The organism is Lutibacter sp. B1, from assembly GCF_012524075.1.
Classification (GTDB): domain Bacteria; phylum Bacteroidota; class Bacteroidia; order Flavobacteriales; family Flavobacteriaceae; genus Lutibacter.
This window is the reverse complement of the sequence record NZ_JAAZUI010000007.1, coordinates 34,743-58,654: the sequence shown is the minus strand read 5'-3', so window position 1 is coordinate 58,654 and position 23,912 is coordinate 34,743. Positions and strand designations below refer to the sequence as shown.

The 23,912-nt window shown below is 30.8% G+C and carries 19 protein-coding genes and 3 tRNA genes; 13 read left to right on the top strand and 9 right to left on the bottom strand.

The features are described 5' to 3' along the window. Window positions 1–184: 184 nt before the first annotated feature. The 4 genes from HGB55_RS05690 (at window position 185) to HGB55_RS05675 (ending at window position 4,242) form a co-directional block, all read left to right on the top strand. Window positions 185–1,285 carry a PD40 domain-containing protein gene (locus tag HGB55_RS05690; protein ID WP_168815516.1) on the top strand — a complete coding sequence of 367 codons (1,101 nt, stop codon included), beginning with the start codon at window positions 185–187 and terminating at the stop codon, window positions 1,283–1,285. An 11-nt stretch (window positions 1,286–1,296) separates the two neighbouring features. Then, window positions 1,297–2,283: a Gfo/Idh/MocA family protein gene (locus HGB55_RS05685; RefSeq protein WP_168815514.1), complete on the top strand. Its 987-nt coding sequence runs from the start codon at window positions 1,297–1,299 to the stop codon at window positions 2,281–2,283. 65 nt (window positions 2,284–2,348) lie between these two features. Next, a complete protein-coding gene (gene lepA, locus HGB55_RS05680) occupies window positions 2,349–4,145 on the top strand; it encodes a translation elongation factor 4 (RefSeq protein WP_168815513.1) in 1,797 nt (598 codons plus the stop codon). Between the two features lie 23 nt (window positions 4,146–4,168). After that, window positions 4,169–4,242 (top strand) — tRNA-Ala (locus HGB55_RS05675). A 52-nt stretch (window positions 4,243–4,294) separates the two neighbouring features. Here HGB55_RS05675 and HGB55_RS05670 read toward each other — a convergent pair. After that, window positions 4,295–4,645: a 4Fe-4S binding protein gene (locus HGB55_RS05670; protein ID WP_168815511.1), complete on the bottom strand. Its 351-nt coding sequence runs from the start codon at window positions 4,643–4,645 to the stop codon at window positions 4,295–4,297. 187 nt (window positions 4,646–4,832) lie between these two features. On the opposite strand from HGB55_RS05670, the gene HGB55_RS05665 reads away from it, so the two are divergent. After that, a complete protein-coding gene (locus HGB55_RS05665) occupies window positions 4,833–6,689 on the top strand; it encodes a 2-oxoacid:acceptor oxidoreductase subunit alpha (RefSeq protein WP_168815509.1) in 1,857 nt (618 codons plus the stop codon). Beyond that, window positions 6,689–7,702, top strand: coding sequence for a 2-oxoacid:ferredoxin oxidoreductase subunit beta (locus tag HGB55_RS05660; protein ID WP_168815507.1), 1,014 nt, complete (start codon window positions 6,689–6,691; stop codon window positions 7,700–7,702). The genes HGB55_RS05665 and HGB55_RS05660 overlap by 1 nt, the downstream gene beginning before the upstream one ends. 11 nt (window positions 7,703–7,713) lie before the next feature. Here HGB55_RS05660 and HGB55_RS05655 read toward each other — a convergent pair whose 3' ends face one another. The 6 genes from HGB55_RS05655 to HGB55_RS05630 all read right to left on the bottom strand — a co-directional run bounded on the left by HGB55_RS05655 (window position 7,714) and on the right by HGB55_RS05630 (window position 12,422). Beyond that, a complete protein-coding gene (locus HGB55_RS05655; protein ID WP_168815505.1) occupies window positions 7,714–8,754 on the bottom strand; it encodes a glycosyltransferase family protein in 1,041 nt (346 codons plus the stop codon). Window positions 8,755–8,786: 32 nt separating this feature from the next. Then, on the bottom strand, window positions 8,787–9,653 hold the full coding sequence (locus HGB55_RS05650; protein ID WP_168815503.1) for a UDP-2,3-diacylglucosamine diphosphatase: 867 nt from the start codon (window positions 9,651–9,653) through the stop codon (window positions 8,787–8,789). Window positions 9,654–9,760: 107 nt separating this feature from the next. Then, a complete protein-coding gene (locus HGB55_RS05645; RefSeq protein WP_168815501.1) occupies window positions 9,761–11,575 on the bottom strand; it encodes a sodium:proton antiporter in 1,815 nt (604 codons plus the stop codon). 59 nt (window positions 11,576–11,634) lie between these two features. Continuing rightward, window positions 11,635–12,105: a CYTH domain-containing protein gene (locus HGB55_RS05640; protein WP_168815499.1), complete on the bottom strand. Its 471-nt coding sequence runs from the start codon at window positions 12,103–12,105 to the stop codon at window positions 11,635–11,637. 125 nt (window positions 12,106–12,230) lie between these two features. Further along, window positions 12,231–12,302, bottom strand: a tRNA-Arg gene (locus tag HGB55_RS05635). 46 nt (window positions 12,303–12,348) lie between these two features. Further along, window positions 12,349–12,422, bottom strand: a tRNA-Asn gene (locus tag HGB55_RS05630). Between the two features lie 306 nt (window positions 12,423–12,728). On the opposite strand from HGB55_RS05630, the gene HGB55_RS05625 reads away from it, so the two are divergent. The 5 genes from HGB55_RS05625 (at window position 12,729) to HGB55_RS05605 (ending at window position 20,523) form a co-directional block, all read left to right on the top strand. Then, entirely contained in the window at window positions 12,729–15,470 is a 2,742-nt protein-coding gene (locus tag HGB55_RS05625; RefSeq protein ID WP_168815497.1) for a 2-oxoglutarate dehydrogenase E1 component, read from the top strand. 116 nt (window positions 15,471–15,586) lie between these two features. After that, window positions 15,587–16,798, top strand: coding sequence for a 2-oxoglutarate dehydrogenase complex dihydrolipoyllysine-residue succinyltransferase (gene odhB / locus HGB55_RS05620; RefSeq protein ID WP_168815495.1), 1,212 nt, complete (start codon window positions 15,587–15,589; stop codon window positions 16,796–16,798). Window positions 16,799–16,922: 124 nt separating this feature from the next. Beyond that, window positions 16,923–17,297 carry a hypothetical protein gene (locus HGB55_RS05615; protein ID WP_168815493.1) on the top strand — a complete coding sequence of 125 codons (375 nt, stop codon included), beginning with the start codon at window positions 16,923–16,925 and terminating at the stop codon, window positions 17,295–17,297. A gap of 39 nt (window positions 17,298–17,336) precedes the next feature. Further along, window positions 17,337–19,712 (top strand): TonB-dependent receptor, encoded by a 2,376-nt coding sequence (locus HGB55_RS05610; protein WP_168815491.1) that lies wholly within the window; start codon window positions 17,337–17,339, stop codon window positions 19,710–19,712. Window positions 19,713–19,788: 76 nt separating this feature from the next. Continuing rightward, entirely contained in the window at window positions 19,789–20,523 is a 735-nt protein-coding gene (locus HGB55_RS05605; RefSeq protein WP_168815489.1) for a transporter, read from the top strand. Here HGB55_RS05605 and HGB55_RS05600 read toward each other — a convergent pair. Beyond that, on the bottom strand, window positions 20,520–20,972 hold the full coding sequence (locus tag HGB55_RS05600; RefSeq protein WP_168815487.1) for a retropepsin-like aspartic protease: 453 nt from the start codon (window positions 20,970–20,972) through the stop codon (window positions 20,520–20,522). The genes HGB55_RS05605 and HGB55_RS05600 overlap by 4 nt on opposite strands. A gap of 50 nt (window positions 20,973–21,022) precedes the next feature. Here HGB55_RS05600 and HGB55_RS05595 point away from each other — a divergent pair, with 50 nt between their 5' ends. Further along, on the top strand, window positions 21,023–21,790 hold the full coding sequence (locus tag HGB55_RS05595; protein ID WP_168815485.1) for a TatD family hydrolase: 768 nt from the start codon (window positions 21,023–21,025) through the stop codon (window positions 21,788–21,790). Beyond that, window positions 21,780–22,262 (top strand): methylated-DNA--[protein]-cysteine S-methyltransferase, encoded by a 483-nt coding sequence (locus HGB55_RS05590; RefSeq protein WP_168815483.1) that lies wholly within the window; start codon window positions 21,780–21,782, stop codon window positions 22,260–22,262. Before HGB55_RS05595 ends, HGB55_RS05590 begins: the two co-directional genes overlap by 11 nt. Before the next feature lie 63 nt (window positions 22,263–22,325). Here the strand turns inward: HGB55_RS05590 and HGB55_RS05585 are convergent, their stop codons facing one another. Continuing rightward, window positions 22,326–23,867: a glycine--tRNA ligase gene (locus HGB55_RS05585; protein ID WP_168815481.1), complete on the bottom strand. Its 1,542-nt coding sequence runs from the start codon at window positions 23,865–23,867 to the stop codon at window positions 22,326–22,328. Window positions 23,868–23,912: the final 45 nt, after the last annotated feature.

The window sequence follows — 23,912 nt, the reverse complement described above, 5'->3', positions numbered from 1 at the left end:
GGATGCCGTTTCAATCCCTAACGCAATTTCAATTAAGAATTGATAATTAAAAATGTACAATTACTTGTCAAGAAGCTAAGTTTGTCTAAGTTTCAAATCTAAATTAACTTTTCAATTCCAAGAGCAAACTAATAACTTTTAACTTCAAAATAAATTGTATTTTTGATTTTATAAAATTTTACTAATGAAACTAAAATTATCGCTACTAATTGTATCTGTACTTTTTTTAGGGTGCAAATCATCTCAAAATAAATCATACGACGCTAAATCCGGAGCAACAAAAATTGTAAATATGTTGCATTATCCACAAGAAAAACATTTAAAAAATATAAAACAACTAACCTTTGGAGGCGATAATGCAGAAGCTTACTGGAGTTTTGACGGAAAAAAATTAGTTTTTCAGGCTAGTAATGTTTGGGGGTTGGAATGCGACCAAATTTTTACTATGAATATTGATGATGATTTAAGTAAAGGACAAAAACCTCAACTGGTAAGTACAGGTTTAGGCAGAACAACTTGTAGTTATTTTTTACCGGGAGATTCTACAATTATTTATTCTTCTACTCATTTAGCCGATAAAAACTGTCCTCCTGTTCCAAATAAAGAAGATTATGGAAATAAATATATTTGGCCTATTTATGAAGGGTATGATATTTTTGCAGCTGATACAAAAGGTAATCAATTAAAACAATTGACCTTTGAAAAGGGTTATGATGCCGAGCCAACTGTTTCTCCTAAAGGTGATAAAATTGTGTTTACTTCAACTAGAACAGGTGATTTAGAATTATTTACTATGAATATTGATGGAACCGATATTAAACAAGTAACTCACGAGTTAGGCTACGATGGTGGAGCTTTCTTTTCTCCTGATGGAACTAAATTAATCTTCCGTTCTTCGCGCCCAAAAACCGCCGAAGAAATAAAAGAGTACAAAGATTTATTAGCTGAAGGATTGGTACAACCTACAAATATGGAACTGTATATTTGCAATGTTGACGGAAGTGACTTGCGAAAAATTACCGATTTAGGAAGTGCAAACTGGGCACCATTTTTTCATCCTTCAGGCAAAAAAGTCATTTTTTCATCAAATCACAAATCTAAAAGAAGTTTTAATTTATTTATGATTAACGTTGATGGAACAGGTTTAGAACAAATAAGCTACGATGCTGTTTTTGATGCTTTTCCAATGTTTTCACCCGATGGTAAAAAGCTCGTATTCTCATCAAACAGAAATAATAACGGAACACACGACACCAATTTATTTATAGCAGATTGGGTTGACTAAAAATATAAATCATGTTAAAAACATACAATTGGGCAATTTTAGGTTGTGGTAAAATTGCTAAAAAATTCGCTTTAGAATTGAAAGCATTACCAAATGCAACATTATACGCAGCTTCTTCAAGAAATTTAGAAAATGCTAAAAGTTTTGCAAATGAATTTGGTTTTGAAAAAGCTTTTGGCTCATACGAAGAAATGGTAAAAGACCCTAAAGTTGATGTTGTTTATATTGCAACGCCTCATTCATTTCATTTTGAACATACGTTGCTTTGTCTCAACAACAAAAAAGCTGTTTTATGCGAAAAGGCTTTTGCCATGAACTCTAAAGAAGTGAAACAAATGATTGAAACTTCTAAAAAAAATAATACCTTTTTAATGGAAGCTTTTTGGGTGGCTTTTAGACCTAAATTCAAAAAAGTATTGGAAATAATAAATACTGAAGATTTAGGAAAGTTAAAATTCGTTAAGTCCGATTTTATGTATTATGGAGAATACAATCCTGAAAGCAGACTTTACAATCTTGATTTAGGTGGCGGATCGTTGTTAGACATTGGTATTTACCCTATTTTTACTTCGCTAATGCTTTTAGGAAAACCCGAAACTATAAAAACACTGCCAAGTTTTAGCCCTACAGGTTCCGAAAAAAGTATTTCTATGCTTTTTGGCTATAAAAATGGTGCTTATGCTGTTTTAACATCCAGTTTTGAAACTAGCTATAAAAACGATACCGAATTATGTTTTGAAAAAGGATATATAAAATACGACAGGTTCTCTAATGATTCTATCCTTTTAAACCTTAACGGCACTACTAAACAAATTGATTTTAATGCCGGTCCAAATATGGGGTATCAATTTGAAGCCATTCATGTAATGGAATGTTTGGATAAAAACCTTATTGAAAGTCCTGTTTTAGATAATAAATTTAGTTTAGACCTAATGGAAATTTTAGATGCTGTAAGAAAAGATGCATCAATTGTTTACCCAAACCACGACTCGTTTTAATTTTCATTTTTAGAACAAATATTTGGTTATATTTGCGCCAAATAAAGTAGACAGGAATACGAAGAATGAAAAATATTAGAAATTTTTGCATTATTGCACATATCGATCACGGTAAAAGCACTTTAGCCGATAGATTATTAGGCTTTACCGGTACAGTAACTGCACGTGAAGAACAAGCTCAGTTATTAGATAATATGGATTTAGAGCGTGAGCGTGGTATCACTATAAAAAGTCATGCCATTCAAATGGATTATATATATGAAGGCGAAAAATATATATTAAATTTAATTGATACTCCGGGTCACGTAGATTTTTCATACGAAGTTTCCCGTTCAATTGCTGCCTGCGAAGGTGCTTTATTAATTGTTGATGCTGCACAAAGCATACAAGCACAAACCATTTCCAATTTATATTTGGCATTAGAGCACGATTTAGAAATTATTCCTGTTTTAAATAAAGTTGATTTACCTAGCGCAAATCCTGAAGAAGTTACAGATGATATAGTAGATTTAATAGGCTGCAATCCTGATGAAGTAATTCATGCCAGTGGAAAAACCGGTTTTGGTGTAGAAAATATTTTAAAAGCCATTATTGAAAGAGTTCCGGCGCCAAAAGGAGATATCAACGCTCCATTACAAGCACTTATTTTTGATTCTGTTTATAACTCTTACAGAGGTGTTGAAACTTATTTTAGAGTAATGAACGGTGAAATAAAAAAAGGGCAACGTATCAAATTTATGGCAACTAAAAGAGAGTATTTTGCCGATGAAGTTGGTACATTAAAATTAAATCAAGTTGCAAAACAAAGCATAAAGGCAGGTGATGTAGGCTATTTAATTACCGGTGTTAAAACTGCCAGTGAAATTAAAGTTGGCGATACCATTACTGATGCTTTAAATCCAACCAAAAATAGAATTGAAGGTTTTGAAGATGTAAAACCAATGGTATTTGCCGGTATTTATCCTGTAGATACTGAAGATTATGAAGAACTTCGTAATTCTATGGAAAAATTACAACTAAACGATGCTTCTTTAGTGTTTGTTCCAGAGAGTTCTGCAGCATTAGGATTTGGTTTTAGATGTGGTTTTTTAGGAATGTTACATTTGGAAATTATTCAGGAACGTTTAGAACGTGAATTTGATATGACAGTTATTACAACTGTACCAAACGTATCATATCATGCCTTTACAAATAAAAATCCTGATACTGTACTTTTAGTAAATAACCCTTCCGATTTACCGGAACCTTCTAAATTAAATCGAGTAGAAGAACCTTTTATAAAAGCCACAATAATTACTAAAGCTGATTTTGTTGGCCCTGTAATGAGTTTATGTATTGAAAAAAGAGGACAAATAACCAACCAAACCTATTTAACACCTGAAAGAGTTGAGCTAACTTTTGAAATGCCTTTAGCTGAAATTGTTTTCGATTTTTACGATCGACTAAAAACAGTATCAAAAGGGTATGCCTCATTTGACTATCATCCAACAGGAATGAAAGCTTCAAAATTAGTTAAAGTTGATATTTTATTAAACGGACAATCGGTTGACGCGCTTTCAGCATTAATTCACGCAGACAATGCATATAGTATTGGTAAAAAAATGTGTGAAAAATTACGCCAGTTAATACCACGCCAACAATTTGATATACCTATACAAGCAGCAATAGGTGCTAAAATTATATCACGTGAAACTGTTAAAGCATTGAGAAAAGATGTAACAGCAAAATGTTACGGAGGTGATATTTCTCGTAAACGTAAATTGTTAGAAAAACAAAAGAAAGGTAAAAAACGTATGCGCCAAGTAGGTAATGTTGAAATTCCTCAAGAAGCGTTTATGGCCGTTTTAAAACTAAACGATTAATTTTTTACTTTTACAATATTATTGGGGATGTAGCTCAGTTGGCTAGAGCGCTTGGCTGGCAGCCAAGAGGTAGTGGGTTCGAGCCCCATCTTCTCCACAAAAAAAGCACCGAAAAATTGGTGCTTTTTTTATCTGTTTTTAAAACAAACTTATTCTCCGTGTAACCAAGCTTTTTTAGCAAGTAATTGTTCTTCGGTTTCTTCGTGGTCTTCATCAGGCACACAACAATCAACCGGACAAACAGAAGCGCATTGTGGCTCGTCATGAAAGCCCTTACACTCAGTACATTTATCAGTTACAATAAAATAAAATTCATCTGATAATGGTTCGTGCATTTCATCAGCATCAGCATCACCGCCACTAGGTAAAGTAATTGATCCGCTTAATGAAGTTTCGTCTGAATATGCCCACTCACTATCTGGTTCATAAATCGCATTATTAGGACACTCTGAAATACAAGCATCGCAGTTAATACATTCGTCGGTTATTTTAATAGCCATGTTTAAAAAATTTAATATTTATTTATTTCTTATTTACTTGTATTACAAAATTAGTCATTTTTACACAAGTGTATGTGACAAAAGTCATTTACCAGTTTAAAAAGTAAAATTATATTTGATAACTTTACATAAAAGTATAAAACTATTTTTAATAAAATAAAAAAACATTTAATAACTAGCATATATTATGATTACAGCTAAAAAAAATCACCAGCCGAAAACATTGGAAGCGGTAGTTATCCGATTTGTTGGTGATTCAGGTGATGGAATGCAGTTAACAGGAACTCAATTTTCTGACACTTCTGCAATGTTTGGTAATGACATTGCCACATTCCCTAATTACCCATCAGAAATTAGAGCTCCACAAGGAAGTTTATATGGAGTTTCAGGCTTTCAAGTTCATATTGGAAGTGTTGAAATTAGCACACCCGGTGATAATGTAGATTTATTGGTTGCAATGAATCCGGCAGGCTTAAAAACGAATCTACATGCTGTAAAACCAGGACATACAATTATTGTAGATACTGATGCTTTTACAAAAAAGAATTTAGAAAAAGCTCTTTATGAGACCAACCCTCTAAGAGATGGTAGTTTAGAAAATTACAGAGTTATAGAAGTAGATATGACTTCTTTAACAAAAGAGGCTTTAAAAAATGTTGAAGGATTAGATAATAAATCCATTACTCGAAGTAAAAATATGTTTGCTTTAGGTATGGTTTATTGGATGTATGGAAGATCCAAACAACATACCATCGACTTTTTTAATAAAAAATTCAAAACTAAACCTCATTTAATAGAAGCGAATACTAAAGTTTTAAATGCCGGTTACTTTTTTGCCGAAACCTTAGAATTAATTCCAAATTCATATACAATTTCTCCTGCAAAAATGCCTTCAGGTTCCTATAGAATAATTATGGGTAATACAGCTACTGCATGGGGATTTTTAGCTGCTGCTGAAAAATCAGGATTAGAATTATTTTTGGGTTCTTATCCAATTACCCCGGCAACAGATATTTTACATGAACTGGTAAAACATAAACATTTTGGTGTAAAAGCTTTTCAGGCAGAAGATGAAATTGCAGGAATTGCATCAGCAATTGGAGCTTCTTTTGCCGGTGATTTAGCCATTACTACAACATCAGGACCTGGATTAGCACTAAAAGGTGAGGCTTTAGGTTTAGCAATGATGATAGAATTACCTTTAGTAGTTGTTGATGTGCAAAGAGGTGGTCCTTCTACAGGTTTACCAACTAAAACTGAACAATCTGACTTGCTACAAGCACTCTATGGAAGAAATGGTGAAAGCCCTGTAATTGTTATAGCTGCAAGTACACCTGCCAATTGTTTTAATTATGCTTATATGGCTTCAAAACTTGCCTTGGAACACATGGCTCCTGTTATACTTTTAACCGATGGTTACATTGCAAACGGTTCAGCTCCTTGGAAAATTAAAACTGTTTCTGAAATGCCTGATATTAACCATAAAATGGTTAAAGAAGCGAAAACTGATTGGCATCCATACAACAGAGATGAAGAAACTTTAGCTAGAGATTGGGCTATACCTGGTACACCTGGTTTAGAACATAGAGTTGGTGGCTTAGAGAAAGACAGTTTAACAGGAAATGTTTCTTATGTTCCAGAAAATCATGAGTTAATGACCAAAACAAGAGCCGAAAAAATTAAAAGAGTTCAAAATTATATTCCGAATTTAAATGTTGAATTTGCTCAAACCGGCGACTTATTGGTTGTGGGTTGGGGAGGAACTTATGGTACACTTTTATCTGCGGTAAAACAATTAAACGAAGAAGGCTGTAAAAATATTGGTTTTGCACATTTCAATTACATAAACCCATTACCAAAAAACACTAAAGAAGTTTTTAGTAAATTTAAAAAGGTTATTGTATGCGAATTAAATAATGGTCAATTTGCAAATGTTTTAAGAATGAATTTTAGTGGTATTGAATTTTTACAATTCAATAAAATTCAAGGTTTACCATTTGGAAATACTGAATTAATGGATAAATTTAAACAATTAGTAAAATAATGGAAACGACAGCAGAAAAAAAATATACGTTTAAAGATTTCACAAGTGACCAAGAAGTTAGATGGTGTCCGGGTTGTGATGACTATGTTATTTTGAGATCTATGCAAAAAGCTCTTCCTGAAATGGGTGTAAAAAGAGAAGATGTGGTATTTATTTCAGGTATTGGTTGCTCTTCACGTTTTCCATATTATATGAATACTTATGGAATGCACAGTATTCATGGTAGAGCTCCCGGAATTGCATCTGGAGTTAAATTGGCAAACCCTGATCTAAGCGTTTGGATTATGACAGGTGATGGTGATGCTATGGCAATTGGAGGAAATCATTTTATACATATTTTAAGAAGAAATATCGATTTAAATATTGTATTATTTAATAATGAAATTTACGGATTAACCAAAGGTCAATTCTCTCCAACATCATTAGTTGGACAAAAAACAAAATCATCTCCTTACGGAAATACACAACCACCATTTTCTCCAGGTGAATTAGCTATAGGAGCTCAAGCTCGTTTTTTTGCCAGAATTGGAGGTAATAACCCTAAAGATATGACTCAAATATTTATTGAGGCACATAAATTTAAAGGAACATCATTAATTGAAGTTTTACAAAACTGCGTAATTTTTAATGATGGTTGTTATACGAAATATACCGATAAAGATGTAAAAGAAGATAAACAAATTTATTTGGAGCATGGAAAACCAATGATATTTGGTAAAAACAAAGACAAAGGTTTAGTATTAAATGGTTTAAAATTAGAAGTAGTAACTATTGGCGAAAATGGTATAACTCAGGAAGATATTTTAGTACACAATGCTAAAGAACAAGATCCTACTTTACACCAAATGCTTGTTAGATTAGCATATCCATTAGCTACAGGTATTATCAGAAGTTTTGATGATGTAACTTTAGAAGAAAGAGAAAATGCATTAACTGCTCAGGTTAAAGCCAATTCTAATTTTAGGAAGACAGATGATTTGTTCTTTTCCGGAGAAACTTACGAAGTAAAATAAATTTTAAGCGCCTATTGGTCTACACTAATAGGCGTATTTTTTATACTAATAACATCTCTTTCTTCAGCTATGTAATCATATAAAATATGATCAATAATTTGCTGTGTTTCATTAGGAAATTCTAATTCAATTTTCTTATCACTTTCAATCCAACTTCTAATTTCAGGAACGAATTTCTTTTTTAAAGATTTTAAAACAGGAACTCCTAATTCTTCTAATGCTTTTGCATTAAAATGTTGCTCGTACTGATTTTTCATAGGAATTACCATCAATTTCTTTTTTAAATAAATAGCTTCAGCAGGTGTTTCAAATCCTGCTCCACATAAAATACCTTTACTTGTTGCTAAGCTTTTTTCAAATTTTTTACTGTTTACAGGTTTTATATAAACATTCTTTTTTTGATAATATTTTAGGGTATGTTTTGAGAAAACTTTCCATTTAATACCTTTAATTTTTGACAATACATTAATAAGTTTTTCGTCAGAATAAGAAGGTAGATAAACCGTATAATGATCTTTCTCAACTCTTTTTAACAACCTTATATCACTTCTAATAATTGGAGTGTATATTTTGCTGTTGTACTTTTGAAAATGAAAACCATAATTATCCTTACATCTGGCATAATTTTTAATTATAAAACTTCCTAACAAATCAAGATGTGAAGGTTTTGGAACATTTTTACTAAACAATGCACTTTGATGACTTAAAGAAATACTTTTTGCTCCTTTAAAATAACTGGCCCAGGCAGATATTGGCTCGAAATCGTTGATTATTAAATCATATTCTTTTACAGGACAGCTTTTGATTTCTTTTATAACTCTGAAAATATTATTTTTTTTTATAGTTTTAAAAATATCTACACCACCGTTTTTCCCAAAATAAAAACTTAAACCTTTATATGCATATTTTATATCGTAAGGCAATGTTATTTCGGCTTGAGTTCCACTAATTAAAACATCAACCTGAGCGCGTTTTAATAATGCCGGTATAATTTCCTTTGCTCTACTTACATGGCCGTTTCCTGTACCTTGAATGGCATATAATATTTTCATTTTTATTTATATAATTTACTAATAAACTAACACTACACTTTAAAATTAAAATCTGCCACTAATTGTCCAAAAATTTCTTTAGCTGTTTTATCAACAATATCAAGTTCTACTTCAATTGATTCAAGTTCAACTTCTTTTTGAAAATCAGCTTCAATATATTTATATAAGCTCCATTTTTTTTTACTATATTCTAAAGCTGTTAAATTTTCTATCCAGTCACCAGAATTTAAATAGGTTACCTCGCCTGAATTTGTTTTTACTTTTTTTATTATTGGCTGATGAATGTGGCCACAAACTACATAATCAAACTTATTATCTACTGCAATTTCTGCAGCAGTTTGCTCAAAGTTGTTTATAAACTTAACTGCTGATTTTACACCGTCTTTAATTTTTTTTGATAATGAGATTTTACCTTGTCCAAAAAAGTTACTTATATAATTTACTACAGTATTTATAAGAATTAACGAATCGTAGCCAATGGCTCCAAGTTTTGCCAACCATTTAGAATGTTTCATTGTAACATCAAAAACATCACCATGAAAAAACCAGGCTTTTTTTCCGTTTAACTTTAATACAACTTTGTTTTTTATGGAAAATGAACCTATTTTAAATCCTTCAAATTTTCGAAGCATTTCATCGTGATTACCGGTAATGTAGTAAATTTCTTTCCCTTGAGAAATCCATCCTATTAAATACTTTATTACTTTCATATGAGATTTTGGCCAATATCGTTTACTAAATTGCCAAATATCAATAATATCACCGTTAAGTATTACTGTTTTAGGATTGATACTTTTTAAATATTGAAGGAGTTCTTTTGCGTGGCAACCGTAGGTTCCTAAGTGTACATCGGAAATAACAACTATATCTAGTTTTCTTTTCTGTTTTTTAGAATTCACACAATATAAATATTATATTCAACTTAAAGTGAATAATTTACAGTATGCAATAACCGAATTATTTGTTATTAAATAGTTTCGATAACCTTATATATAAGTTAATCTTTTTAAATAATTTTTTTACCTATATACATTATTTGGTTGCCTTTTTCAATTTTTACAGATTTATCTATTGAAGAAATTATATGTATTACGCCATTATTGTCTTTTAAAAATAATGGTATCGAATTACTTTTTTCATTAATTTCTTTGAGTAAACTTTTATAGTTTCCTAAAGAATTAACTTCTACTTCATGAACAAAAGGATAATCTCTCACTACTTCGCTTAAATTGATATAATCGTCTTTATGTGTAAATAAATTACCATTCAGCATATCTCCTTTTTTCATCTCATCAGTTGAGATAAGTCTAAACGAACCATGTTCACCAAAAATGTGCGAAAACTTATCCAACACATATTCATTTACTGATGCGCTTCCTGTTAGAGCTAATAAATAACCTACGTCATTTAATTCAATATCATCTAATAAATCGTCAGAATATACATTTTCTTCAATAGCTTCCAAACCTAATTCACGTGCTTTTTTTATGTTTTCTAAATTACTATCAATTAAAACAACTCTTCTATTATTATTTTTTAAATACGTTGCTATTAAACGTGCAAAATTAGAAGCTCCAACCATTAATATACCATTAGATTTTTTCAAAAACACACCTGCTATTTTAGCAAACATACGAGCTGTTGTAGCATTTAAAAGTACCGTTCCCAATACAATCATAAACACAAGTGGCGTAATATATTCTGCACCCGGCTCTCCTCGCATAGATAATTTTAATCCAAATAACGATGCTATACCTGCTGCTACTATCCCTCTTGGACCCACCCAACTTATAAATAGTTTTTCGTTAAATTTTAATCCGGAATGTGTTGTACTTATAAATACAGACAATGGCCTTAAAATAAAAATCACGATTAAAAACAAGAGTAACGTCTCCCATCTATAAAGAAGTAATAAATCTTCAATATTAATATTTGCTGCCAAAACAATAAATAAGATTGAAATTAATATTACACTTAATGATTCTTTAAAATATAAGATATCTTTTAACTGATTTACCTTTCTGTTACCTAAAACCATTCCCATTACCACAACTGATAATAAACCTGATTCATGTGCAAGCACATCGGACAATACAAATACTGCCAATACACTTGCTAATACAACTACATTTAACAAATAATGTGGTATAAAATTTCTCTTTATTGAATAATACAAAGCATACGCAGAGGTATAACCTATGGTTAAGCCAACTATTACTATTTTTCCAAACTCAATTAAAGCATCTAATGTATAGTTATACCCTTCGCCAACACTAATAAACTCAAACACCAAAACGGCAACCAAAGCTCCAATTGGATCAATTAAAATTCCTTCCCATTTTAAAACTGCCGAAACATCTTTTTTTAATGGAATATTTCTAAGTATTGGCCCTATTACTGTTGGACCGGTTACAATTATTAAAGCTGAAAATAAAAATGATATTTCCCAAGTTAAGTTGAAAATATAATGTGCTGCTATACCGCCTCCTAAAAAGGTAATGATTGAACCAATTGTAATAAGTTTTAAAATTGCAGGACCAACATTTAAAATTTCTTCTTTTTTTAAGGTTAAACCTCCTTCAAAAAGAATAATACTAATTGCCAGTGATACAAAATTGAATAAACGCTCACTTGGAAATAAACCTTCACTACCATTCCAAACAGGCTCTAACCATTTGGTTCCATCATTAGTAAATAATGTAGAAATTGGCCCCACCAATAAACCAATTAATATAAGTGGTAAAATAGCCGGTAATTTAAATTTCCAAGCTACCCATTGTGCGATAATTCCTAAAATTATGATACTGGCGAGTTCTACCATATAGTAATATTTACGTTTTCAATTTTTTAAATTAAGAATCTCCGCAATATAGCCATATTTTACCAATTAATAAACGGCCTTTTTGATAACATAGAGTTATAGTATTTTACCTGTCCGGTAACTTCTTCTCCTAACCAGCTTGGTCTTTCAAAAAAGGTATTTTCGTCAGGTAGTTCAATTTCTGCAATAAAAAGTCCTTTGTTTTCTCCTAAAAACTCATCAACTTCAAAAAATAAATTATTATTTACCGGAACAATATGCCTGATTTTTTCAATAATTGTTGGTTCGCATAATTTTAGTAAATTTTCTGCATCTTCAACAGAAATTTCCTTTTCCCACTCAAAACGTATTGTTCCGGAATCATTACTAATTCCTTTTACCGTTATAAAGCCTTTGTCATCTTTTATTCTAATACGTACTGTTCTCTCAGTTACTGTAGATAAAAATCCTTGTGCTATTTTAGAGCTTTTTATAGCTTCCTTTTTAAAATTTCCTTTTACTAAAAATTTTCTTTCAATTTCTAAAGCCATATATAATTTTTTAGCTCATGCAAAATACAATAAGAATTTTATATGATTACAACTTTTTTATTGAAGTATCCAAATACCTTTAAATTATAAGTATAACTAAAATAATTCAATTTTAATATTTTTTGTGACTCCACCAGGATTCGAACCTGGATCAAAAGTTTAGGAAACTTTTATTCTATCCCTTGAACTATGGAGCCCTTAAACAAAAAAAGAGCTACAATTACTTGTAACTCTTTGCTTTTGCTCCCCCTCTTGGGCTCGAACCAAGGACCCTCTGATTAACAGTCAGATGCTCTAACCAACTGAGCTAAGGAGGAATTTCTCTTTTGCGAGTGCAAATATACAAGCTTTTCTACTTTTTGCAAGTTTTTTTTACAAAAAAATCACTCTTTTTAAAAATATTTTTATTCCTCAAAAAAATAACCAAGTACAAATAAATACCAAACAACTCTTATAATAAATAAGTTTTAATATTTAAAACAAAAATACCTCACATTTTTAAATGCTTTAGTCAAATTTTACTAAAAAAATAATTCTTTCAAAAAAAAAATAATTAAAATGGTGGTTTTAGTAAAAATTGTATTTTTACCAATTAAATAAAACATTGACTACTAACATACAATATGGATAAATTTTCATTTTTAAATACTGTACATACAGGTTTTATAGCCGATTTATACGACCAGTATTTAATGAATCCTGATACGGTTGAACCTAGTTGGAGAAGTTTTTTTCAAGGATATGATTTTGCAAATGAGAAATACAACCCAACAGAAGAAACTACTGAATTTAAAGTTCCTGAAAACGTACTTAAGGAATTTAAAGTAATAGATTTAATTAATGGTTATAGAACCAGAGGTCACTTATTTACCAAAACCAACCCTGTTAGAGAACGCCGTAAATACTCACCCACATTAGCTATTGAAAACTTTGGTTTATCAGAAAATGATTTAGATACCGTTTTTGATGCCGGTGAAATTGTTGGTTCCGGAAAAACTACTTTAAGAAAAATAATTGAACATCTGGAAACTGTTTATTGTGATTCTATTGGAGTTGAATACATGTATATTCGAAATCCGGAAGAAATTAAGTGGCTTCAGCAAAAATTGAATCAAAACTCAAATCATCCTAATTATTCTGCCGAATCAAAAAAATACATTCTAAAAAAACTAAATCAGGCAGTTACATTTGAAAGCTTTTTGCAAACCAAATATGTTGGCCAAAAACGTTTTTCATTAGAAGGTGGAGAAACATTAATTCCTGCCATGAGCACCATTATTAGAAATGCTGCTGAAGTTTATGGTGTAGATGAATTTGTATTGGGAATGGCTCACCGTGGACGTTTAAATACGCTTACCAATATATTTAGAAAACCAATTCGAGAGCTTTTTAGTGAATTTGAAGGTAAAGATTTTGAAGATGAAAACATTGACGGAGATGTAAAATACCATTTAGGTTTAACTACCCATAAAACTTTAAGAAACAATAAAGAACTTAAAATGAATTTGGTTCCAAACCCTTCTCATTTAGAAACTGTTGGACCTGTAGTTGAAGGTATTGCACGAGCTAAAATTGATAGAATTTACAACGGAGATAACTCAAAATTACTACCAATAATTGTTCATGGAGATGCTGCTATTGCAGGGCAAGGTGTTGTATATGAAGTTACTCAAATGAGTAAATTAAATGGATATACTACCGGAGGCACAATTCATATTGTTGTAAACAACCAAATAGGTTTTACCACCAATTATTTGGATGGCCGTTCAAGTACTTATTGTACCGATGTTGCTAAAGTAACACTATCTCCTGTATTACACGTAAATGCTGATGATGTTGAAGCTGTAGTACACGCAGTTGAAATAGCATTAGATTTCAGAATGAAATTTAAACGTGATATTTTTATCGATTTATTGGGTTACAGAAAATATGGACATAATGAAGGTGACGAACCTCGTTTTACACAACCAAAACTATACAAAGCCATAGCTAAACATTCTAACCCTAGAGATATTTATGCTAAACAATTAATAAATGAAGGTGTAATTGATACTGACCATTTAAACAATTTAATCACAGAATTCAAAAATCTATTAGAAGAAGAGTATGAAAACTCTAAAGAAGTTGAAACTTCAAAAGTAAGAGAGTTTATGCAAGATACCTGGAAAGGCTTTGTACGCAAAGGTGTTGAAGCTATGCTTTTTTCAGAAGATACAACATATCCAAAACAAGAATTAGAAAATATTGCTACTATAGTTTCTACTGTTCCTGAAGGAACTAAATTTTTACGTAAGGCCGAACGTATTTTGCGAGACAGAAACAACATGGTTTTTGAAACGGATAAAATTGATTGGGGTATGGCTGAAACTTTGGCTTATGGTAGTTTGTTAAAAGAAGGGTTTGATGTTCGTATTTCCGGTCAAGATGTTGAAAGAGGAACATTTAGCCACAGACATGCTATTTTACGTGATGAAATTTCTGAAGAACGCATTAATTTATTAAATACATTGAGTGATAATCAAGGAAAAATGTATATCTACAATTCCTTATTGTCAGAATATGGTGTTCTTGGTTTTGATTATGGCTACGCTATGGCAAATCCAAATACCTTAACAATATGGGAAGCTCAGTTTGGCGATTTTAGTAATGGAGCTCAAATAATTTTCGACCAATATTTATCGGCAGCAGAAGATAAATGGAAATTACAAAACGGAATAGTTGTTTTATTACCTCACGGATACGAAGGTCAAGGGTCTGAACATTCATCTGCAAGAATGGAACGTTATTTACAATTGTGCGCAACTGATAATATGATTGTAGCAGATTGTACTACACCTGCTAATTTCTTTCATTTATTACGCAGACAAATGAAACGAGATTACAGAAAACCTTTAATCGTATTTACACCTAAAAGTTTATTACGTCATCCATTAGCTGTTTCATCATTAAATGATTTATCAAATGGAAGTTTTCAAGAAGTAATTGACGACTCTATAAATCCAAAAAATGTAACTAAATTAGTATTTTGTACAGGTAAATTTTATTACGATTTAGTAGCAGAACGCACTAATTTAGAAAGAGATGATGTTGCTTTGGTTAGAATTGAACAATTATTTCCTTTACATTTAGATAAATTACAACAAATAATTAACAAATACCCAAATGTTAAAAATTATGTTTGGGCTCAAGAAGAACCTGAAAATATGGGAGCATGGAGTTATATGCTACAAAGATTTAGAATAGTAAATCTTGAGGTAGCTTCACAACCATTTTATTCAGTGCCGGCAGCAGGTTCCGCTGCTCGATTTAAACGAAGACACCAACGTGTAATTGATAAAGTATTTGAAACTAACGAAACTAACTAATAAAATAAAAATATCATTCTGAATGAAGTGATAACGAAACGAGGAATCTCTTAAAATGATTACCAAAGTTTGTTTGCTCTCACTCAAATTGATAAGTGTAAAAAAAAAGTAAAAAGATGATTTTAGAAATGAAAGTTCCCTCACCGGGAGAATCTATAACAGAAGTAGAAATTGCAACTTGGCTTGTACAAGATGGTGATTATGTTGAAAAAGATCAGCCAATTGCCGAAGTTGATTCTGATAAAGCTACCTTAGAACTACCAGCTGAAGAAAGTGGTATTATAACTTTAAAAGCTGAAGAAGGGGATGCTGTTGCTGTTGGAGCAGTTGTTTGTTTAATTGATTTAGATGGGGAAAAACCTGAAGGTAACTCAACTAAAAAAGAAGAGCCTAAAGTTGTTTCTGAAGCTCCAAAAGACGAAAGCAAACCTGAAGAAAAGAAAGAAACCTATGCAAGTGGAACTGCTTCGCCTGCTGCAAAAAAGATTTTAGCCGAAAAAAATATTGACCCGTCTGAAATAAAAGGAACCGGTAAAGATGGTAGAATTACAAAAGATGATGCTGTAAAAGCTGTACCAAGCATGGGAACACCTGCAGGTGGATCTCGTAGTAGCGAACGTAAAAAATTGTCAATGCTTCGCAGAAAAGTAGCTGAACGTTTAGTTTCTGTTAAAAATGAAACCGCTATGCTTACTACTTTTAATGAAGTAGATATGAAACCTATTTTTGATCTTCGCTCAGAATTTAAAGAAGATTTTAAAGAAAAACATGGTGTGAGTTTAGGCTTTATGAGTTTTTTTACATTAGCTGTAGTGAGAGCCTTAAAAATGTACCCAGATGTAAACTCAATGATTGATGGTGATTATAAAATTACCCACAATTTCCAAGATATATCTATTGCGGTTTCCGGACCAAAAGGATTGATGGTTCCTGTAATCAGAAATGCTGAAAATTTATCATTTAGAGGTATTGAAAATGAAGTAAAAAGATTAGCAATTAGGGCTCGTGATGGTCAAATTACCGTTGATGAAATGACCGGAGGTACTTTTACCATTACTAATGGAGGTGTTTTTGGTTCAATGCTCTCCACCCCAATTATAAACCCACCTCAAAGCGGTATTTTAGGTATGCATAATATTATTGAACGTCCTGTAGCTGTAAATAGTGAAGTAGCTATAAGACCTATGATGTATGTTGCACTATCTTATGACCATAGAATTATTGATGGAAAAGAATCTGTAGGATTTTTGGTCGCTGTAAAAGAAGCTTTGGAAAATCCTGTTGAAATTTTAATGGATAACAATCCTAAAAAGGCTTTAGAGCTATAAAATAATTATAAAAAAACGTAAAGCCGAGTTTAAAACTCGGCTTTTTTTATGTAAAATGATATTTGTCATTTTTATTTAGACTAATTCTAAATACTTTTAACAACATATTAATTCTACAACTTTTATGTTAAAAATCATTAACAATACCTCTACTAAAATCATAAGTATTTTATGGATTTTGGCATTGTTTATAAACATTTTTAACTTAAGTGTTAATTTACATTCACATAAATTAGATGATGGAACTATAGTAACTCATGCACATCCTTATAATAAAACAGGTGATACACTTCCTTTTAAATCACATAAACACACTAAATTAGAACTTTTATTTCTAACACATTCTCAGTTACTTTTTTTATTATTCTTCACTTTTACTTTACTTACTTTTAGTATTAAAACACAAATATTTGTAAAATATAATAACAGCTTAATTTATAAGTTTTTTCATTTAAAAATTCGAAATAAAGCTCCACCTTTTCTAAATATTTTATCATAATAGTTTAAAATAATTTTATAAAATATTTAAAATAATAAAATGAAAAAAATAATTTTATTAATAGGATTTCTATTAATATCTATAACCATTTATACCCAAGAAAAACCAAAAAGTGCTACAATTACAGGAAATGTTGTAAGTGAAAGTAAAAGTTTACCCTACGCTACTATCCTTGTAAATGGCACTACACTTGGCACAACAACAAATTATGATGGGAATTACACTCTGTCAAACCTAAAACCTGGCACATACACCATAACAGCTCAGTCTAACGGGTTTAAACCCTATGAAACAACAATAACTATAAAAGAGAACGAAACGTTAACCCTTAAATTTGAATTAGAACCTGATATTTTAGGTTTAAATGAAATAGTAATTACAGGGAACAGAAGTAAAATTAAGCGAAAAAAAGCTTCCACCATTGTAAATATAATAAATACCGACATATTTGAAACAACACAGTCTGTTACTTTAGGTGAAGTATTAAATTTTTGTCCTGGTTTACGTATGGAAAACGACTGTCAAAACTGTGGTTTCAGTCAAATACGAATGAATGGTTTAGAAGGTCCGTATTCTCAAATATTAATTAACAGTCGCCCAATTTTTAGTGGTTTAGCTGGTGTTTACGGCTTAGAGCTTATTCCATCAAATATGATTGATAAGGTTGAAATAATTAGAGGTGGAGGCTCGGCACTATACGGCAGTAATGCCATAGCGGGAACTATCAATTTAATTTTAAAAGATCCTACACAAAATTCATATGAAATTGGTTTTAACAGCAGTATTATTGGTGTAGGTGTTGATGATTCAAAAAACACTTCTGAAGATTATTCTGTAAATTTTAATACGTCCGTAGTTTCAAATTCAGGAAATACAGGATTAGCCGTTTATGGATTTCACAGAGATAGAGACCCTTTTGATGCCAACAATGATAGTTTTTCTGAAATTGCTTCATTAAAAAATACAACAATAGGAAGCAGATTATTTCAAAAAATTGGTACAAAAGCGAAATTAGCAATGGATTTCTTTCATATAAATGAAGACAGAAGAGGTGGTAATAAATTTAGTTATCCGAATCACGAAGCAGATATCTCTGAAGCAGTAAAGCATAATTTAACTACAGGAGCTTTAACTTTTGAGCAATATTACAGAGAAAAAGATTTATTCTCAGTATTTGCCTCAGCACAAAAAATTGACAGAGATTCCTATTACGGAGCAAATCAGTCACTTAGTGATTATGGAAATACTAAAGATTTTACTTATAATACAGGTATTCAATACAATGCTTTTTTTAAAAATTCTAATTTAATTTTAGGAGTTGAAAACACAGGATCTACTTTAAAAGATAAAAAATTAGGATATTTAGATTACGAAAATGCACTAATTATTGATAATGAAATTGTAGAAATACCACATACTGAAAACACTATAGTTGCTAACCAAAGTATTTATACAACTGGTGTATTTTCACAATATGAAATCAAAAAAAACAAGTTAACTATATCCTTAGGAGCTCGTTTAGACTGGTATAAAGTAAAAGACAAACAAAAAAATAATGCCGATAAAACCGGTGATGTTTTAAGTCCTAGAATTTCATTTTTATATGATATTCAAAAGAATTTACAAGCACGCTTAAGTTATTCGAAAGGATATAGAGCTCCACAAATTTTTGATGAAGATTTACATATTGAAACTTCTGGCTCACGACAAGTAATTCATGTAAATGATCCTGACTTAAAACAAGAAACGAGTAGCAGTTATATGGCTTCTTTAGATTATAGTGGCATTATTGGAAATACTAATTTTGGCTTTTTAGTAGAAGGGTTTTATACCAAATTAAATGATCCTTTTTCTAATGAGTTTTCTGAACCTGATGAAAATGGAACAGTTATTTATACTAGAATTAACGCTAAAAAAGGGGCAAAAGTACAAGGACTAAATTTTGAATTAAATATAGTTCCTAATAATAAGTTTTCATTAAAAGCAGGGTACACTTATCAAAAAAGTGAATATGAAGAAGTACAAGAATTTAATGAAAAAACCTTTTTTAGAACACCTGACAATTATGGTTATATAGCACTTGATTGGGAACCAACAACTAAATGGTGTTTTTCGACAACCGGAAATTATACCGGAGAAATGTTAGTTCCTTATTTTGGACCAACCATAACAAATCCTGATGAAGGAGAACTTAGAAAATCAGACACATTTTTTGATTTGGGCTTAAAAATCAGACATAACATTAAAATTAAAAACAGTACACTTCAATTATATTCCGGAGTTAAAAATATATTCAATTCCTATCAAGATGATTTTGACAGTGATATTGATAGAGATCCAGCTTATGTTTATGGTCCTATGAACCCAAGAACCATTTATTTTGGATTAAAATTTGGAAATTTAATTAGCCTATAAAAACCAATTAAAAAACTTATTTATTTAGACTTATTAAAAATAACTTTGCGTTATATTAAATTAAGTTTAAATAAAAATGCAACGTAGAGTTTTAATTTCACTATTAATTATAAGTCTATTATCTCTTAAATTAAATGCACAAACGGTTGAGCCTTCCTCAGGAATAGAAAAAAATAATATTCAATTGGAATTTGAAACACTTTACTCCGTCGAAAAAATAAATTCAGAAAAAAATACATCATGGAGTATTCCCAATATACTTATTAGATATGGTTTATCTGATAATGTAGAATTACAACTACATACTCCTTTTACTAAAGAAAGGTGTTATGAAAATAATAAGTTAACATCTAATGTTTTTAAATTTGAAGAAGTTGAAATAGGCCTGTCTGTTAATTTATGGAAACAAAATAACTTACTTCCGGAAGCTGCCTTAATGGGAAGAATTATTTCTTCAACCGATACTTTTAGCTTTAATAAATTGGGAAATATTATATCACTAAATCTATCTAACCTAATTACAGAAAAAATAAGTCTTAACTATAATATAGGTTCAACTACTAACTTAGATAAAGACACTACAGGGTTCTATATTGTAAATATTAGTTATGAGCCAAATGATAAGTTTCATTATTTTATAGAAAATACAAGTGATTTTACTTTTGACACAACCGAATCAAACTGTTTAGGTACAGGCTTTGGAGTAAATTTAATAGATAATTTTGCAATTGACTTATCGGTTTCAAAAAGTTTAAAACACAATATGTTTTATACAGGAGCCATTATAACTTGGGTTTTAAATTCAAACTAAAATTTATAAACCAGTTTTTTTAAAAACAACAATTTGTTTTTATAATCAATAATGGCATTCCCTTTTTCTAAAATATCGGCACCAATAATACCGTCTACAGCTTCACTTTTGTGTTCGGTTAAAGCTGTATTTACATGAGTTAAATCGAGCAAAACAATAGAAAAATTTTTATAAATCCATTTTTTTAAACCAATTTCATTATTAACCGAAACTTTAGTTTCCATACCAATAGCTCCTGCTCCCGCTGCTTTTGTATCAGAATCTGAAACATTAAGTTTAAATTTATCGGCTAATGCAATATCTAAACAAGAATTTGAAGCTCCTGTATCTAAAATAAACCTTCCCTTTATTCCATTTACTTTGGCTTTAACCTCAAAATGATTTGTATTTATCTTTTTGAGTTTTATTTTAGCATATCCTTCTCTTAAAAGAATGTTGTCTAATTTCATTCGATTTAATTTTGCCTCAAATCTAATGCTTTTTTAGCTATTTTTGCTTTATGATTATAACGGATACTCACACACATTTATACAGCGAACAATTTAATGAAGACAGAAATGAAATGATACAACGTGCAATTGATGCAGGTGTTTCTCGATTTTTTATTCCGGCAATTGATTCTACTTATCTAAATGCTATGTTAGATTTGGAAAAAACATTCCCTGAAAATACTTTTTTAATGATGGGATTACACCCTACACATGTTAAAGAAAATTTTGAAGAAGAGTTAGCCTTTGTGAAACATTGGATAGATAAACGAAATTTTTATGCTGTTGGTGAAATTGGTATTGATTTGTATTGGGATACCTCATTTTTAAAACAACAACAAATTGCTTTTAAAACTCAAATACAATGGGCCAAAGAAAAAAACTTGCCTATTGTTATACATTGCAGAGATGCTTTTGATGAAATTTTTGAAATTTTAGAAGAAGAAAAAGACGATAAACTTTTTGGTATTTTTCACTGTTTTACAGGAACTTTAGAACAGGCTAAAAAAGCGCTATCTTTTAATATGAAATTAGGTATTGGAGGTGTAGTAACTTTTAAAAATGGTAAAATTGATCAGTTTTTACACGAAATTCCCATAAAAAATATAGTACTGGAAACCGATGCTCCTTACCTTGCTCCCACTCCATTTAGAGGGAAAAGAAACGAAAGCAGTTATATTACAAAAGTATTGGATAAGTTGGTAGATATTTATAACTTAAGTCCGCAAGAAATTGCTGAAATAACCACTAACAATTCAAAAGCAATATTTGGAATCTAATCAAACAGCATATTATAAAACACCTATTGGTACAGCAAAAATTACAGGTGATATAAACGGAATTTCATCAGTTACAGTTATTGATGATGTTATAGAAACCTCAATAATAATTCCTGAATATTTGCAAGAATGCGTACAGCAATTAGATGATTATTTTAAAGGAATACGCAAACAATTCAACCTAAAACTAAATCCACAGGGAACAGACTTTCAAAAACGTGTTTGGGATGAATTATTAAATGTTGAGTACGGTAAAACCCGAACATATTTAGAACAAACTAAAAAATTAGGAGATGTAAAAGCTATTAGAGCTGTAGCATCAGCAAATGGAAAAAATCCTATTTGGATTATAATTCCTTGCCATAGAATTATTGGAAGTAATGGAGATTTAACAGGATATGCCGGTGGTATTTGGCGTAAAAAATGGCTTCTGGAACACGAAAATACTTCAACACAACAATTATTGTTTTAGATTATAAAGCGTAAAAAAAATCCAAGCATATGCTTGGATTTTTTTATTTAAATATTTTTAATACTACATTTTCATCAACCAGTTTTTAATGTCAACTTCTTCTTTTATAATAGAACGAAGTTCTTCAATTTTTACTCGTTTTTGATCCATAGTATCTCTATAACGAATGGTAACAGTATTATCATTCAATGTGTCATGATCAACAGTAATACAAAATGGAGTACCGGCAGCATCTTGTCTTCTGTATCTACGTCCAACAGCATCTTTTTCATCATAAGCAACATTAAAATCCCATTTTAAATCTTCAACTATTTTACGTGCAATTTCCGGTAAACCGTCTTTTTTTACTAAAGGTAAAATTGCCGCTTTTGTAGGTGCTAAAACAGCCGGTAATTTTAAAACAGTTCTTGTTGTACCGTTTTCTAATTCTTCATCTTGTAAAGAGTGTGAAAAAACAGCCAAAAACATTCTGTCTAAACCAATTGAAGTTTCAACTACGTATGGCACATAACGCTCATTCAATTCCGGATCGAAATATTGTAATTTTTTTCCCGAATATTTTTCGTGGCTCGACAAATCAAAGTCTGTACGAGAGTGAATTCCTTCTAATTCTTTAAATCCGAAAGGAAACTTAAACTCGATATCCGCAGCTGCATCAGCATAATGTGCTAATTTTTCATGATCGTGAAAACGATAGTTTTCTTCACCCATTCCTAATGACAAGTGCCACTTTAAACGCGTTTCTTTCCACTGTTCGTACCATTCTTTTTGAGTTCCGGGACGTACAAAAAATTGCATTTCCATTTGTTCAAATTCACGCATACGGAAAATAAACTGACGTGCAACTATTTCATTTCTAAATGCTTTTCCGGTTTGTGCAATTCCAAAAGGAATTTTCATTCTACCTGATTTTTGCACATTTAAAAAGTTTACAAAAATACCTTGAGCAGTTTCAGGGCGTAAATATAAATCCATTGCTGTATCTGCAGAAGCTCCTAATTTTGTGCCAAACATTAAGTTAAATTGTTTAACCTCAGTCCAATTTTTTGAGCCTGACAAGGGACATGCAATTTCTAATTCTTCAATTAAAGCTTTAACATCGGCTAAATCTTCATTTTCTAAAGATTTTCCCATGCGTTTTAAAATTGCTTCTCCTTGTTCTTTATAACCTAAAACTCTTGGGTTTGTAGCTAAAAATTGTTCTTTGTTAAAAGTTTCACCAAAGCGTTTTTCTGCTTTAACAACTTCTTTTTCAATTTTAGCATCGAGTTTAGCAACATAGTCTTCAATTAAAACATCAGCTCTATATCGTTTTTTTGAATCTTTATTATCAATTAATGGATCGTTAAAAGCATCAACATGCCCTGAAGCTTTCCATGTAGTAGGATGCATAAATATTGCAGCGTCAATACCTACAATATTCTCATGCATTTGTACCATGGCTTTCCACCAATATTCTCTAATATTTTTCTTTAATTCTACACCGTTTTGTGCGTAATCGTATACTGCACTTAAACCGTCGTAAATTTCACTTGATTGGAAAACATAACCGTACTCCTTTGCGTGTGAAACTACTTTTTTAAATTGATCTTCTTGATTTGCCATTCTGCAAAAATAGTAAAGATTTGGTTTTATAAAATAAAAAAGGTG

Coding starts and splice junctions, on each gene's coding strand:
- HGB55_RS05690 (WP_168815516.1), top strand. CDS start 185: ATGAAACTAAAATTATCGCTACTAATTGTATCTGTACTTTTTTTAGGG.
- HGB55_RS05685 (WP_168815514.1), top strand. CDS start 1,297: ATGTTAAAAACATACAATTGGGCAATTTTAGGTTGTGGTAAAATTGCT.
- lepA (WP_168815513.1), top strand. CDS start 2,349: ATGAAAAATATTAGAAATTTTTGCATTATTGCACATATCGATCACGGT.
- HGB55_RS05670 (WP_168815511.1), bottom strand. CDS start 4,645: ATGGCTATTAAAATAACCGACGAATGTATTAACTGCGATGCTTGTATT.
- HGB55_RS05665 (WP_168815509.1), top strand. CDS start 4,833: ATGATTACAGCTAAAAAAAATCACCAGCCGAAAACATTGGAAGCGGTA.
- HGB55_RS05660 (WP_168815507.1), top strand. CDS start 6,689: ATGGAAACGACAGCAGAAAAAAAATATACGTTTAAAGATTTCACAAGT.
- HGB55_RS05655 (WP_168815505.1), bottom strand. CDS start 8,754: ATGAAAATATTATATGCCATTCAAGGTACAGGAAACGGCCATGTAAGT.
- HGB55_RS05645 (WP_168815501.1), bottom strand. CDS start 11,575: ATGGTAGAACTCGCCAGTATCATAATTTTAGGAATTATCGCACAATGG.
- HGB55_RS05640 (WP_168815499.1), bottom strand. CDS start 12,105: ATGGCTTTAGAAATTGAAAGAAAATTTTTAGTAAAAGGAAATTTTAAA.
- HGB55_RS05625 (WP_168815497.1), top strand. CDS start 12,729: ATGGATAAATTTTCATTTTTAAATACTGTACATACAGGTTTTATAGCC.
- odhB (WP_168815495.1), top strand. CDS start 15,587: ATGATTTTAGAAATGAAAGTTCCCTCACCGGGAGAATCTATAACAGAA.
- HGB55_RS05615 (WP_168815493.1), top strand. CDS start 16,923: ATGTTAAAAATCATTAACAATACCTCTACTAAAATCATAAGTATTTTA.
- HGB55_RS05610 (WP_168815491.1), top strand. CDS start 17,337: ATGAAAAAAATAATTTTATTAATAGGATTTCTATTAATATCTATAACC.
- HGB55_RS05605 (WP_168815489.1), top strand. CDS start 19,789: ATGCAACGTAGAGTTTTAATTTCACTATTAATTATAAGTCTATTATCT.
- HGB55_RS05600 (WP_168815487.1), bottom strand. CDS start 20,972: ATGAAATTAGACAACATTCTTTTAAGAGAAGGATATGCTAAAATAAAA.
- HGB55_RS05595 (WP_168815485.1), top strand. CDS start 21,023: ATGATTATAACGGATACTCACACACATTTATACAGCGAACAATTTAAT.
- HGB55_RS05585 (WP_168815481.1), bottom strand. CDS start 23,867: ATGGCAAATCAAGAAGATCAATTTAAAAAAGTAGTTTCACACGCAAAG.